Here is a 14029-nt window from a genome sequence, read left to right on the forward strand (position 1 = left end):
GCGTGCGGTCGGACGGGAATGCACCGACGAGGAGGGGTGTAAGCCTTCGACGACCAAACGCACTGTGCGAACAAACAAATCTGCACCTGACGGGACGCAACCCTTGTCCCGTGGTGAACCTGGCCACCCCTGACATCTGGGCTCGCCGAGCCGGTGACTGCGAGGCCGGGAACCCCGCCGGGTTCCCCCTTTCTCGGGTGCACCCCCCATAGCTCGCTTACGGCGCCTTGTCGGCTTCCCGACCGGCGCCATCGGACATTCGCGTTAAGTCGCAGACGGACCACTAGGGAGCACGAGTGCATTTCACCCCGTCGGAACAGGAGAAGCTGCTCCTCAGCGTCGCGGGCATGCTCGCCAGTTACCGCAAGGAGCAGGGTGTGCGGCTCAACTACCCCGAGACGGTCGCCTACCTCAGCTGCTGGGTGATCGAGCAGGCGCGCGTGGGCAGCAAGACCGTCGCGGAGCTCATGGCTGAGGGCAAGAACCAGCTCACGCGGGCGGACGTCATGGACGACGTTCCGCTCATGCTCGAGAACGTCCAGATCGAGGCGACGTTCCCCGACGGCCGCAAGCTCGTCACCATCCACGACCCGATCGCCTGAGGGGACCCGTGCCTTACTTCCAGATCACCGCGCCGCCGACCGCAACCCCGCCGACCACCGAGCCGCCAACCACCGTTCTGCCATTCCGCTACGGGCCTGGGCACATCTGGACCGACCCGACCGCGCCTGACCTCGAACTCAACCAGGGGCTGGCGAAGACCGACGGTGTCCATGTGCAGAACATCGGCGATCGTCCCATCCAGGTTGGCTCGCACGTGCACCTGGCGGACATCAACCCGGACCTCAAGTTCTTCACCGAGGCCGAGGTCCAGCAGCTCGACGTGCTGCCGGAAAAGCCGACCGCCGCCGAGGTCGAGGCCGCCCGGGCGAAGTCGAAGGCGCTCGCCGAACAGACGCAGGACGCGGCAGCCGAACGGGTCCACGGCAACCGGTTCGACATCCGTTCCGGTGCGTCCCTGCGCTTCGAGCCGATGTCCAACCCGGACGGCCCGTACACGCTCGTGGCGATCGGCGGTAAGCGCGTCGTGCCCGGGATCCGCCTGGACAAGCAGCCCGGCGACGAAGACCTCGACTGATCCGCGGCATCCGACACCGGCTGAACAGCACAGGAGACAGACATGCGGATCTCCCGCGAAGACTATGCCAAGGCCTTCGGTCCCACCGTCGGCGACCGGGTGCGCCTGGGTGACACCGACCTGTGGATCGAGATCACCCACGACCTCACGTTCGGGGGTGACGAGGCCATCTTCGGAGGTGGCAAGTCCATCCGCGAGTCGATGCTGCAGGGCACGACCACCAGCGCCGACGGCGCCCCGGACACGGTCATCACCAACGTGACCATCCTCGACGCCAAGCCCGCGGTGCCGTTCGACGAGAGCACCGAACGCCCCGTAGTGCGCGCCGACGTCGGCATCAAGAATGGCAAGATCGTCGCGATAGGCCGCTCCGGCAACCCCGACGTGTCCGGCGGTGTCACGCCGGGCCTGCACATCGGCCCGGCCACCGACATCATCGCGGGCGAGGGCAAGATCCTCACCGCGGGCGCGGTGGACACCCACGTGCACTTCATCTCGCCCTCCCAGGTGATGGAGGCGCTCGCCACCGGCACCACCACCCTGGTGGGTGGCGGTGTCGGTCCCTCCGAGGGCACCAAGGCGACCACCGTCACACCGGGCCCGTGGCACCTGCTGAACATCCACCGCAGCCTCGACCACCTGCCGGTCAACGTGCTGCTGCTCGGCAAGGGCAACACCGTCAGCCAGGACGCCTTGGCCGAGCAGGCCTTGGCGGGCGCGGGTGGCTACAAGGTGCACGAGGACTGGGGCTCCACCCCGGCGGCCATCGACGCCGCCCTGACCGCGGCGCAGCGGTGGAACCTGCAGGTGGCCCTGCACGCGGACTCCCTTAACGAGGCGGGGTTCGTCGAGATGACTCGCAGGGCGTTCAAGGGCCGCCCGATCCACGTGTTCCATGCGGAAGGCGCCGGTGGCGGACACGCCCCCGACATCATGGAGCTGGCGGGTGACGTCAACGTCCTGCCCGCCTCCACGAACCCGACGTTGCCCTTCACGGAGAACACCGTGGCCGAGCACCTGGACATGCTGGCGGTCTGCCACCACCTCAACCTCAACGACCCGGCGGACCACGCCTTCGCCGAGTCCCGCATCCGCGCCAGCACGATCGCCGCCGAGGACGTCCTGCACGACATGGGCGCGATGTCCATCACCTCCTCCGATGCCCAGGCCATGGGCCGCATCGGCGAGGTGATCACCCGCACCTGGCAGGTCGCGCACGTCATGGGCGGCCGGTTCGGCTCCATCGGCCCAGGACCCGCCGACAACGCCCGCGCCCTGCGCTACGTGGCCAAGTACACGATCAACCCGGCCGTGGCCCACGGCATCGACGAGCACATCGGCTCGGTGGAGCCGGACAAGCTTGCCGACCTCGTACTGTGGGATCCCCGCTTCTTCGGCGTGCGCCCTGAACTAGTCATGAAGGGCGGCGCGCTGGTGCGCGGGAACCTCGGTGACCCGAACGCCTCCATCTCCACACCGCAGCCGCAGCTGATCCGCCCGGGGATGACCGACGCGATCGGCGCGGACCTGTCCTACACCTTCGTGTCCCCGAGGGCACTGGAGGAGCAGAGCTACCAGGAGTGGCACTCCCGCAACCCGGGCAAGCCCTCGCTCTTCACCGGGGACACGTTGGTCGACACCCTCGCGCTGCGGCGCAGGCTGGTGGCGGTCAACGACACGCGTGCCACGACGAAGGAACACATGGTCTTCAACGCCGAGACCCCGGACATCGACATCGACCCGGAGACCTTCGAGATCACCGTCGACGGCACCAGAATCGAGCCGAGGCCGGTGACGATGGCCGAGAGGCTGCCCCTGGCCCAGCTCTACACGATGTTCTGAGGCGCCGGTGAGCACCTCGTCGCTGCTGCTCGCGCTGCTGGGCGATGCCCGGCTCCCGTCCGGCGGGCACACCCAGTCCGCCGGGCTGGAGCCTGCCCTGCGCGCAGGCACGACCCCTGCCGAGGTCCCGGCCTACCTGCGGGCCCGCCTGCGCACGGTGACCCGGGTGGAAGCGGGGACCGCCGTCGTGGCGCGCGCCGTGGCGGCCGAAGGCGGCGACCTCGACGCGGTCGAGGCCGCCTGGGCTGCCAGGACCCCGAGCCCGGCGCTGCGCGCCAACGGCAGGCGCCTGGGCCGCGGGTACCTGCGTGTCCTGCAGACCCTGTGGCCCGGCCCGACCGACGACCGGGCACGCCACTGGGCGCGTCCGGTCGTGCTGGGCCTGCTCGCGCACCGCGCGGACCTGTGCCCGGTCGACCTCGCCCGCCTAGTCGGCTACGACGACGCCCAGACCGTGACCGCGGCCCTGCTCAAACTCGAGCCGGGTGACCCGTTGCAGGCCACCGCGTGGGTGCGCGACCTGCTGCCCGACATCGACCGGATGGCGCGGCAGCTCGCCCCCTTGCGGACCCCGGATGAAATCCCCTCGGGCGGCGCACCGCTCATCGAGCGGTGGGCACAGACCCACGACACGACGACAGAGAGACTCTTCAGTGCCTGAGACCACCAAGACCCCCGCCCGTGCCATGCGCCTGGGGGTAGCGGGCCCCGTCGGGACCGGCAAGAGCTCGCTGATCGCGCTGCTGTGCCGTGCCCTGTCCGACAGGCTGCGCATGGCCGTGATCACCAACGACATCTACACCGACGAGGACGCCCGCTTCCTGAAGTCCGCGGGCGTCCTGGACCCCGAGCGCATCCGCCCCGTGGAAACCGGCGCGTGCCCGCACACCGCGATCCGTGACGACGTGACCGCGAACCTGCTCGCCGTCGAGGACATGGAGGCCGACTTCGACCCCCTCGACCTGGTGGTCATCGAGTCCGGTGGCGACAACCTGACGGCCACGTTCTCCCCGGCCCTGGTGGACGCCCAACTGTTCGTCCTGGACGTGGCGGGCGGCGGCGACGTCGTGCGCAAGGGTGGGCCCGGCATCGCGCGGGCCGACCTGCTGATCGTCAACAAGACGGACCTGGGCCCCTACGTGAGCGTGGACGTGGAGCGCATGGTCCGCGAAGGCTCAGCCGCACGCGAGGGCCGTCCCGTCATCGGGCTGTCCCGCACCGACGCGGCGTCGATCGACGAGCTGGTGGCCTGGGTGCTGGGCATGCTGGACACCCACCGCAGCGGCGACCACACGCCCATCGACCCCGGCCCCATGGCCCCGCACACACACGCCGACGGCACCACCCACTCGCACACCCCCGGCCGGGCAAGCGCGGCCGCTGGGCCGGGCGCGTGACCCACATCAGCGTCGCGCCAGGACCGGGGCGCTGCTACCTCCGTACCCAGGACGGTCGGCTGTCCGTGCGGGCCTTGCACCGCGACCCGCACGGCGCGCGCGTGGGGCTGATCGCCAACGGCGCACTGCTGCTGTCGGGCGACCGCGTCCACGTGGAGATCGACGTGGCCGATGGGGCGTGGCTCGAGGTCGTCGAGTCGACCGGCACAGTCGCCTACCGCGGCGAGCAGCCCTCGTCCTGGACAGTGGACGCCACCGTGGGCGACGGGGCGGCGCTGTCCTGGGGATCACTCCCGTTCGTGGTGTCGGACAACGCCACGACGCACCGTGGCACACGGCTACGCCTGCACGGCACCGGCCGAGCGCTGCTGCAGGAAAAAATCGTGCTGGGGCGTGCCGGGCAGTTCGGCGGCGACATCGCGATGTCCCTGGACGCCGTCGACGACAGCGGTCCTCTGCAGAGAGAGCACCTGGACCTATCCCAGCCGGCCCGGGTGCTGCCTGGGATCCTCGGCCGACTGCGCGCCCTGGACACCGTGACCGCCCTCGGGTGGACACCACAGCCCCCCGAGGGCCTCGTCGCGGGCCTCAGCGGTGCCGGAGAAACCTGGTTCCCCCTGGACCGCTCCGGTTCGGTGTTCCGATGGATCGGCGGTGGGCTGTTCCAGGACACCCTCGGTGACCCCACGTTCACCGCCTGGCGGGCCGAACTCCTGGCGAAATACCCCCGCCGCGACGCAACACCGCCCCGCAGGGCCGCCCCGCAACCGCCCGCGCCCACTCTAGCCACCCGATTCGGCGGCTGAGGGCCGTCTCGCAACCCGGTGGATGGCCGACGGTGGCCACCAAGGGGTCAATCGCGTTCGAGGTCACTCATCGGTGGTGGGTCGGGCTGGCTGTGTGGTTGATCGTGGCCAGCACTTTGCTGGGCATGAGGACTCGGCGGGGTACCCGTCATGCGGGTGGGCGGAGCCATGGAGTAGTGCACGTCCGCGTGGGCCCGCAGGGCGGAGAAGCCGCCGACGGCGAGGGTCGGCCTCGGCGGTGCAGGGTTGGCGCCGTGAACGTGTTCGGGTTCACGCCTGTAGCGGGCTTGGCAGAGATTGGGCAGCCAGACGGGCCAAGTGCTCCAGTCAAGTACGTCGACCTGGCCTGCCGCCACGTCGGTATTGGTGGGCGAGGTGATCGGTGAACCATGTTCGGGGGACGAGCGTGTCGGCGACGGCGGTGGCGAGCCAGCGGCCGAGGTGGGCGATCCCGGCGAAGCCTCGCCGCCTTTGCCGCCCCCACGTTTCGGGCGGTAAGGGTGATGACGTTGGCGCCCGCGGCGGTGGGCGATCTGGCGGTGTCGTCGGTGCAGGTGTAGGCAACGACGGTGACAGCACCGGCAGGGGTGTGACGGCCGCCGCCTCAGCGTTGGAGGTCAGGCAGGCTGGGAGGTGTTTGCTTTCGTCGTGCGCGGGGGTCACGACCTCGATGCCGGCCTCTACCGCGCCGGTCGAGGAAGTTCATGACGCGAACCCCCTAAGCGGGCCCTAGGGACGACACCTCCAGCGCTGCGACGCGGCCGTCCGGTCAATGCAACAACGCGTCCACCGCATCCTGGCGGCCGTCGACGTCGTACTCGGCCGAAATCCCCGGAACACGGCCGACGACGCCAGAGCGGACTGCTTGTCGGGACGATCCGCGCTCATACCCCGGCGGCAGTGCAGTCCACACCACCACCGGACAGTGCACCCGGGTGCGTCGCCGTCCCCTTTCTGACCACAAACGTGGTCGTAGACCGCGCGGTCGAGGCGTCCCTGATCATCGCCGGATCGCGGACCCGCGCCCGGCTGCCGCTGCGGCTCGTCAGGGGCGGACGGGCGCGGCGTCGGTCAGGACGGATTGGTGTCTGCTGCTCGGGTGGGACCGCGGTGGAGGTAGGCGGTGAGGCCGCCGAGTTCCTCGCTGGCGATGAACGCCGACCGCACGGTGAGGATGGCTTCCTCGACGTGGGCGGGGCACCCCCAAGCGGCGTCGCCCCAGGAGTCGGCGACCTTGAGTTCCGCGGGTGCGGTGCACCCGTCGGCGCCGCCGAGTTGGCAATGCTCGGGGTGCGGCTGGACAGCTTGGGCGGCTGCGGCAGTGCGCATCCGGGCGGTGAGTTCGGCGGCGGCAGCGGCGCGCTGCTCGGCCTCGGCCCGCAGTGCCTGTTCGGCGCGTACCGCTTCGACCAACTGGGCGCGGACCGCCTCGGCGCGGACCTCGGCGTCCCGCCTGGCTCGTTCGTTGTGGTGACGTTCGATGGCCAGGGCTGCGGTGCCTGCGAAGACGCGGGCAAGGGCGAGATCGAAGTCATGCGGCACCCGGGGGACCCTGTGGTACATGGCAAAGGTGCCCAGCAGGCTCCCGTCGCGAGCCAGGATGGGAGTGGACCAGCAGGCGGCCACGCCCGCCTGGTCGGCCAGGTCGCGGAAGTCGACCCAGAACGGGTCGGTGGCGATGTCGGTGACGATGACCGCCTCCCGCCGGTGGGCCGCGGTGCCGCAGGAGCCGACGCCTTCACCGGTGGCGATGCCGTCGATGGCCTCGTTGTAGAACCCGGGCAGGCTGGGCGCGGCCCCGTGGCGTAGGTGGCGTCCGTCGGGGTCGGCGAGCAGGACGGAGACGAGGACTTCCTCCGGGTTGAGGTTCTCGATGCAGCGGGCCATCCCGTCGAGCACCTCGGCCAGGGGAGCCTGCCGAGCGATCTGCTCGAGCAGGGCCCGATGCTCGGCCATCAATCGCTGTGCCTGCTTGACCTGGGTGGTCTCGACACCGATCACCCGAATCCCGACGACACCACCCTGGGCGTCGCGACGAGGCTCGCAGGTGAAGTCGAAGAACCCCTCCCGCGCCTGCGGACCGGTCTTGAGCACGACCCGAACGTCACGGCCGGTGTAGGTCTCACCGGTGCGGTAGACCTCATCGAGCAGCGCGATGAACCCCTGCTCAGCCAACTCGGGCATGGCTTCCACTAACGGTTTGCCGGTTCGGGACCGGTGCTCGCCGATGGCGGTGAGGAACGCCGGGTTCGCCGATTCCAGCAGGTGGTCGGGCCCGTGCAGCGAGGCGAACACGGCGGTGGACTGCCCGAACAGTGCCAGGAGGTCGTCCTCCGCCGCCTGTTTGGCCGTCGCGGGCTCCGCGGCAGAGGGGTGGGAGCCTGTTGCCGCCGTCATGGTGTGGTCCGTTCCTCAGTTGGTGAGTGCCACCGTAGCGCCACAATCGCCTCCGCTTGACTGCCGGATCCGCGCGTCAGGCCGCCGAGGGCACCGATGGAACGGGGGTTTGTTGCGACCGAGTGGTGGAAGTCGCCAACGAGCGAGGAGGCGGGGAGCGTGCGGGCGGCGGTGAGATGGGCCTTGCGGGTCAGGCTGGCCCCGGCCTCCACTGCGACGGACAGCCTGTGTTCTCGTCCCACAGGAAAGCGAATGGTTAACGTGGACACACTGCGCTGTGGGCGTCCACAGCGATGTAGGCCGACACCGGACCGTCTTGGTCGGCGGTGACCGACTCGACCCCGAAACCGACGGCCTCCGCGACAGCGCCCACGTAGCGCCAGGTACCGATGAGGTGCCGCTGGCCGGTGATCGGATCTGCAAACAGATTCATCTCTTCACTCCGAGGTCAACAGTCCCCACCTCACCATGGGGGTGGGATGAGGGGTTCGGTCAACACGGCTTGACTGCTGGATCAGGCGGCGAACCACCGTCAGCTTGTCTGCACGGCCCTGTTGGGCTCACCCGTTCGCGGACACGTGAGCCCAACGGAGGCTCTGATCAGGCGTGGATATCCCGTGGCTTAACAGGCGACACCACGGCGATCCGGCGCTGCTTCGCCTGCTAAGCCACGGGATGTGCAGGGGTCAGCACACCAGCATGGTAAGAGGCGCCGATGCGTTGGATATTGAGGGTGCACCCAGGAACAGCTACCGGAGAACACACCAAGCGGCCGCTCACTCACCTGCACTGTACGTCACAGTGCACGCGATCGACGCTGCCGGTCTGACCGCCAACGCCTACCTGCACGTCCGCGACCCCCGACGTGGTCCGGGCGATGCTGGAGGACTATCGCGCCGGCCTGACCATCGACCGCGCGCACGAAGGGGCCGCCCCCGCCGCTGGCACACACCTGCGCGGCGCGGCGCATCCTGGTCCTGTGGTCTACCCGTGACGACTCGAAGACCTCCACGGCAACCCCCTGGCCATCTGGCAGGCCTGGGTGGATGACCTGCGCGGCCACGGCATCGACTCCGGCCACCACATCGCCGAGCAAGCCCCCACCGAACTCGCCACCGCCCTGAGCACCTTCCTCCACGACTGAGACCCCGACACAGCGGTTTTGACCGCCAGCGGCCCGGGCATCCCCACCGCGATCGCCAGCCGACCCGGGGAGAGCCAGATGGCCGACCAGACCACCCGCCGCGACCCGCGCAGCCAGTACCCGGGCCCAGCGTCCGCGGAGACCATCGAGCACCCCGGCCCCACCGACCAGATGGACCGCGAACCCGACCACGGCGAACACACCTACCGCGGATCGGGCCGACTGACCGACACCGCGGCGGTGATCACCGGCGGGGACTCCGGCATCGGCCGCGCCGTGGCCATCGCCTTCGCCCGCGAAGGCGCCGACGTCCTGATCACCTGCCTCCCCGAGGAGAAAGACGACGCCGCCACCACCGCCGCGCTGATCACCGACGCGGGCAGACGCGCGGAAGTGGTCGTCTGCGACCTGATCCTCGAAGCAGACAACACCCGCGTCGTCGACCAAGCCGTCGCGGCTTTCGGGCGCATCGACGTGCTCGTCTGCAACGCCGCCTACCAGATGTCCCGCGACGCCGGGCTGCCCGACATCGACACCGAGCAATTCGACCGGGTCCTCAAGACCAACGTCTACGCCCTGTTCTGGCTCTGCAAAGCCGCACTCCCGCACCTGCCCCCGGGGGCGTCCATCATCACGACCTCCTCCATCCAGGCGTTCCAACCCTCCCCGAACCTGCTCGACTACGCCACCTCCAAAGCCGCGATCGTCAACCTCACCAAAGGACTCGCGCTCAACCTCATCGACCGCGGCATCCGCGTCAACTCAGTCGCCCCCGGCCCCGTGTGGACACCACTCATCCCGGCCACCATGCCCCCGGACAAAGTCGACTCCTTCGGCGCCCAAGCACCACTCGGACGCCCCGCCCAACCCGCCGAACTCGCCCCCACCTACGTCTTCCTCGCCTCCCAGGAATCCAGCTACACCACCGGCGAAACCATCGCCGTCACCGGCGGCACCCCCATCACCTGAACCGAACCAGCGAAAATCTTCAACCCCCGACACGTCAACGGCCCCGCCAAGTACGACCAGTTTCCAGGACACACCATGGAAGTCACACCGCACACAGGGCGACGCCGGCAACACTGATCACGGCAGGTGATTCACCCGCCGCCAGTAGCAACCGCGGCAACGAGGCGCTCGGCCAAGACGCGGAGCCTGACGTGGTCACGCTGGGACTACTCGCCAGCAGCTAAACGTCGCGTCGCCAGAGATGGCAAGAGAGCCCATGATGATGCCCTTGGCCTGGTCGATCACCGCGCGCGATTCCACCGCGCCCCGCAGCTGCACAACGAGGTCGTGGGCCTGGACGTAGCGACTGAGGGAGCGCAACGCCTCGACCGCGGTGGCGTAGAGCTCCAGCAGCACATCGTCAGAATTAGCGAACCCGCGGCTTGGCACGCTCTAGCAGTTGATGGCTCCCGCATGCTCATCGTTGATGAATAGGGGCACGCACAGAAAGCTTCCCACCGACCCCACGTCCTCTCCCCGCCTCGATGCCGAGCGACACGGCACCGGGCGGACGGATCACCGTGCGGGCCGGGAGACGATAGCTCAAGCTGTCCAATCTGGACAAGGTGCTCTACCCGGCTGACGGGTTCACCAAGGGCGAGGTCATCAACTACTACTCCCGCATCGCCCCGGTCCTGCTCCCGCACCTGGAGGGCAGGCCGGTGACCACCATCCGCTTCCCCGACGGCGTGGACGGCGAGCAGTTCCTGGAGACGAACCTCCTCCGAGGCGCGCCATCCTGGCTGTCGACCGTCGTCTGCCGAGCTCGGGCGCCCGCAGCGGCCGAGGCCCGGCCACGATCGAATACTTGGTAGATTGACGTCCTGCCGAGGGCGTCGCCTCATTCCCGGCACCGACATGCCGACGATCAATACCTCCGTGACTCGGAATCCCTCCCAGCCAACCCATCCAGCCAAGGATGAAAGAGGTGCTTTATAGATCGTTCTTGTCGACAGACAGTACCTTTGTGCCGGCGTGGGCGACACCTGAGTCAACGCTCGGTCATCTCGCGGGGTTGAGGGATCTTGGGCGGGATGGCTGGGTTCCGCTGAGCAAGCAACTCTGAGTCGCTGCGTCAGCGTGCGGGAGCGCGCCGCGGCCGGAGATCTCGTCGCGGATGTGGGTCGCCCAGTCCATGGGGGTGGCGTGGCCGAGGGTTTCGGCGAGGGTGCTCAAGCGTGCCGCGCGTTCGGTGGTGGTCAGGGCGAGGGCGGTGTGCAGGGCGTGGAGCATGTCGGCTGCCGACGACGGGTCGACGAACACGGGGCCCGCGGTGAACACCGACGCCGCGCCCGCGCGGCGGGAGAGGATGAGAGCGCCGGTTCCGCCCACGGCGTGCTGGGTGGCGATGAACTCCTGCGCGGTGAGATTCATGCCGTCGTGGAGTGAGGCTACCCAGAAGGTGTCGGCGGCGGCGTACTGGGCGATGATCTCATCGAACGGCAGGCAAGTGGGCCGGTAGTCGACCGGACTCCAGTCCGGTGTGGACCAGGCGGCGTTCACTTCGCGCACCATGGACTCGAGGTGGCGGCGCGTCTCGTCGTAGGCGGTGATACCGGGCTCGGGCGGTGGGCAGACCAGGCGGAATACGATGGTGCCGCGTAGGTCGGGGCGCTCGCGGAGCAGGTCGCCGACGGCACGGACTTTGAGCGCGGGCGCCTTGGTGTAGTCGAGGCGTTCCACGGCCAGGATCACGCGGTGCGGTTGCGGACCGGCGGGCACGGCCAGGCGCTCGATCGAGGTGCGGTCGACGCCCAGCGGGTGGACGCCCAGGCGTGGGCCCGGGCCGATGGCGGCGCGGAAGTTGTGGGCGAACTCGGCGGTGTGGAAGCCCGCCCAGTCCAGCCCGGCGAGCGAGGAGCGCACCTCACCCGCGGTGGGCAGGGCGTCGAAGAGTGCCGGTTCCGGGAAGGGGGTGTGGTGGAACAGGCCGACGCGTAAATCCGGGCGGTGGGCCTGGAGGAAGCCGGGGACGAGCCAGAGGTTGTAGTCATGCAGCCACACCGTCGCCCCCGGTCGGGACATCGCGTCGATGTGTTCGGCGAAGCGGCGATTGATCTCGCGGTAGTCCGACCACCAGTCCGGGTCGAACCGCGTCAGGTCCGGGCGGGAGACCAGCAGGGGCCAGAGGGTTTCCTTTCCGGTGCGGTTCAGGAAGCCCGCCCACCGGGCCCGGCTCAGCGACAGGAACTCCAGTGGCAACCCGGTCCCGTGGTCGGCGGCGGCCGGTTCGGGCACCGCTGCGGTGACCCACACGCCACCGAGCCCTTGGGAGAAGACGGACGTCAAGGTCGGGAGGATGCCGTTCGGACTGCTGGGCGGACGCCAGCCGCCGTCGTGGGCGAGCACGGGACTGCGGTGGTAGCCGACGACCAAGCGGTGCCGCTGATCGACCCAACCGAGGCGGCGCAAGGCCGCGAGAATCGCGACGGCGCCCAGGGAGCCGGCGGGCTCGACGCCGAGTTCGGCCGCCAGCGCGGGCTCGGCGCCCCCGACCACGACGGATTCGGTTTCCAGCCGCAGCATCGACAGGTCGTTGAGCGAATCGCCCGCCACCAGCACATCCGCGAGGTGCCATCCTTCACGGCGGGCCAATTCCGCCACGGCGGCGCCCTTGTCCACCCCGCGTGGCAGGATGTCGAGGTACCACCCGCCGGAGTGCAGCACGTGACAACCCAGACGCGCCGCTTCCTCGGCGAGACCGGGCGGGACGACGTCGGCCAGGTAGGAACAGCGGCCTTCCTGCGGCACGCCCTCCTGGTAGACCAGGTCGAACGGTTCGAGCGCGGCCCGGATCGCGGCGGCGCCCGGCCAGCCGCGCCTGAGGTGACCCTGAAGGCTGTGGTCGACTCGCAGGTCCCCGTGGCAGACCGTCGAGCCGACGTCGCAGATCACCCAGTCCGCGCGCGGTACCAGCGGGTCGCGCAACACCTCCGCGACCGAGGCGCGGCCGCGCCCGGTGGCGAGGACGACCACGACACCGGAGTCGGTCAGCGCATCGCGCAGCTGGGCCCGCTCGGCCGCCGTGCCCGCCAGGAGGGTTCCATCGAGGTCGGTCACGAGTACTCGCGCCATGTCGACTCCCTGGTGACGTACAAGTGAACACCATCGAGCCTAGGACTCGAAACGATCTTCCGGTGACTCCGAGCACGCGTGTCACCCGGGTGGGAGCCGCTCCTGCCACACAGCCAACTCCGCCGAGGTCGGCGCGGCGCTCGACCCTACACCGGTGACCGACGCGGACCCGCACGCCACCCCCGCCGCCAAGCACCCCCGCAGGTCCGCACCGGTCAGCATGCCGTGCACGAACCCGGCGCCGAAGCAGTCGCCCGCCCCGGTCGTGTCCACCACCGGCACACACGGGGCGGACACCGCGCGCACCTGGTCACCGCGCACCGCGACAGCACCTGCGGGCCCGCGCTTGACCACCACCGTCGGGGTGAACCGGGCCAGTTCTCGCGCGGCGCGCTCCGCCGTGTGGGCCCCCGTGAGCCGCAATGCTTCTTCCTCGTTCGGGGAGAACACCTCCACGGCCGCCAACACCTCTCGCACGGTCGGCGTCGCCAAGGTGACCGGGACGTCCTGGCAGTCCAGGAACACCGCGACCCCCGACTCCCGCACCGCCCGTAGTTCCTCGACAGCGCGCTGCCCGTACCGCAGGAGCGGAAGGACGACCACCCGCGGCCGGTGCTCAGCCACCAGCTCCGGCAGCGCCAAGTCGACCACCTCGTCTTGGAAACTGACCATCGTGCGGTCCTCAGGTCCGGAAAGGACAGCTGTCACGCTGCGCAGCGGGCCATCGAGACGGACAAACCCCACCGGGTCCAGCCGCTCCCGCTCCGCCGCCCCCGACACCTCGCGGCTGAACAGGTCGGTCCCGAACGACGCCGCCCACACCACATCGTGTCCAAGCCGCCGCAACGCCATCGCCGGACTGAACCCGCCTCCGGGTACGACCTCGAAGCCGCCCGCGAACACCTCCCCACCCGACCGCGGTACCGGCACACCGCTGAAGACCAGGTCGACGTAGTACGCACCGACCACCATCACCTCTCGCACCGAAACGAAGCTAGCCACCCGAAACCCCCCGCCGCAACCCAGCCGAACACGACGACAGGTCCACGTGCACCCGCGGCCCAGGAACGTCGACCCCGATGAGCCGCCGGCTAGATCTCGGTCCGGTCGACGACGTCGACGCCCAAGTTCTCGGCCTCGACGAGTTGCCTGCGCCGACGTCCCCAGGCAGCCAGGTGTATTGCTCGGGTGAGCACAGCCAGCGAAGGTTGGCGACGTGGAG

At 69.6% G+C, this 14029-nt stretch carries 13 protein-coding genes; 8 read left to right on the forward strand and 5 right to left on the reverse strand.

The window, feature by feature from the left end; genetic code table 11:
- The first annotated feature begins 296 nt into the window (after nt 1-296).
- The 6 genes from ureA (at nt 297) to QSK30_RS07630 (ending at nt 5183) form a co-directional block, all read left to right on the forward strand.
- Nucleotides 297-602, forward strand: coding sequence for an urease subunit gamma (gene ureA, locus QSK30_RS07605; RefSeq protein WP_285500730.1), 306 nt, complete (start codon nt 297-299; stop codon nt 600-602).
- Between the two features lie 8 nt (nt 603-610).
- Complete coding sequence (locus tag QSK30_RS07610) at nt 611-1138, forward strand: urease subunit beta (protein WP_285500731.1); 528 nt, start codon at nt 611-613, stop codon at nt 1136-1138.
- A gap of 42 nt (nt 1139-1180) precedes the next feature.
- A complete protein-coding gene (gene ureC / locus QSK30_RS07615; protein ID WP_285500732.1) occupies nt 1181-2980 on the forward strand; it encodes an urease subunit alpha in 1800 nt (599 codons plus the stop codon).
- Nucleotides 2981-2987: 7 nt separating this feature from the next.
- The gene (locus tag QSK30_RS07620; protein WP_285500733.1) at nt 2988-3641 is read left to right on the forward strand and encodes an urease accessory protein UreF; all 654 of its coding nucleotides are present in this window, start codon (nt 2988-2990) and stop codon (nt 3639-3641) included.
- Nucleotides 3556-4377 carry an urease accessory protein UreG gene (gene ureG, locus QSK30_RS07625; RefSeq protein WP_502871802.1) on the forward strand — a complete coding sequence of 274 codons (822 nt, stop codon included), beginning with the start codon at nt 3556-3558 and terminating at the stop codon, nt 4375-4377. The genes QSK30_RS07620 and ureG overlap by 86 nt, the downstream gene beginning before the upstream one ends.
- Before the next feature lie 65 nt (nt 4378-4442).
- The gene (locus QSK30_RS07630) at nt 4443-5183 is read left to right on the forward strand and encodes an urease accessory protein UreD (protein ID WP_285500734.1); all 741 of its coding nucleotides are present in this window, start codon (nt 4443-4445) and stop codon (nt 5181-5183) included.
- A 1071-nt stretch (nt 5184-6254) separates the two neighbouring features.
- On the opposite strand, the gene QSK30_RS07635 is transcribed toward QSK30_RS07630, so the two are convergent.
- Both QSK30_RS07635 and QSK30_RS07640 read right to left on the reverse strand, forming a co-directional pair.
- A complete protein-coding gene (locus QSK30_RS07635; protein WP_285500735.1) occupies nt 6255-7580 on the reverse strand; it encodes a GAF domain-containing protein in 1326 nt (441 codons plus the stop codon).
- Nucleotides 7581-7836: 256 nt separating this feature from the next.
- A complete protein-coding gene (locus QSK30_RS07640; protein ID WP_285500736.1) occupies nt 7837-8013 on the reverse strand; it encodes a DUF6292 family protein in 177 nt (58 codons plus the stop codon).
- A gap of 789 nt (nt 8014-8802) precedes the next feature.
- On the opposite strand from QSK30_RS07640, the gene QSK30_RS07645 reads away from it, so the two are divergent.
- Nucleotides 8803-9693 (forward strand): SDR family oxidoreductase, encoded by an 891-nt coding sequence (locus QSK30_RS07645; RefSeq protein ID WP_285500737.1) that lies wholly within the window; start codon nt 8803-8805, stop codon nt 9691-9693.
- Nucleotides 9694-9888: 195 nt separating this feature from the next.
- On the opposite strand, the gene QSK30_RS07650 is transcribed toward QSK30_RS07645, so the two are convergent.
- Complete coding sequence (locus QSK30_RS07650; protein ID WP_285500740.1) at nt 9889-10089, reverse strand: ANTAR domain-containing protein; 201 nt, start codon at nt 10087-10089, stop codon at nt 9889-9891.
- Nucleotides 10090-10298: 209 nt separating this feature from the next.
- Between QSK30_RS07650 and ligD the strand changes: the two genes are divergently transcribed.
- Nucleotides 10299-10547: a non-homologous end-joining DNA ligase LigD gene (gene ligD, locus QSK30_RS07655; RefSeq protein WP_285500742.1), complete on the forward strand. Its 249-nt coding sequence runs from the start codon at nt 10299-10301 to the stop codon at nt 10545-10547.
- Between the two features lie 187 nt (nt 10548-10734).
- On the opposite strand, the gene QSK30_RS07660 is transcribed toward ligD, so the two are convergent.
- Together QSK30_RS07660 and QSK30_RS07665 are read right to left on the reverse strand one after the other, a co-directional pair.
- Entirely contained in the window at nt 10735-12807 is a 2073-nt protein-coding gene (locus tag QSK30_RS07660) for a trehalose-6-phosphate synthase (protein ID WP_285500744.1), read from the reverse strand.
- Nucleotides 12808-12888: 81 nt separating this feature from the next.
- Nucleotides 12889-13791, reverse strand: coding sequence for a carbohydrate kinase family protein (locus QSK30_RS07665; protein WP_285500746.1), 903 nt, complete (start codon nt 13789-13791; stop codon nt 12889-12891).
- Nucleotides 13792-14029 lie beyond the last annotated feature (238 nt).

The organism is Actinokineospora sp. NBRC 105648 (assembly GCF_030269645.1).
Lineage (GTDB): Bacteria > Actinomycetota > Actinomycetes > Mycobacteriales > Pseudonocardiaceae > Actinokineospora.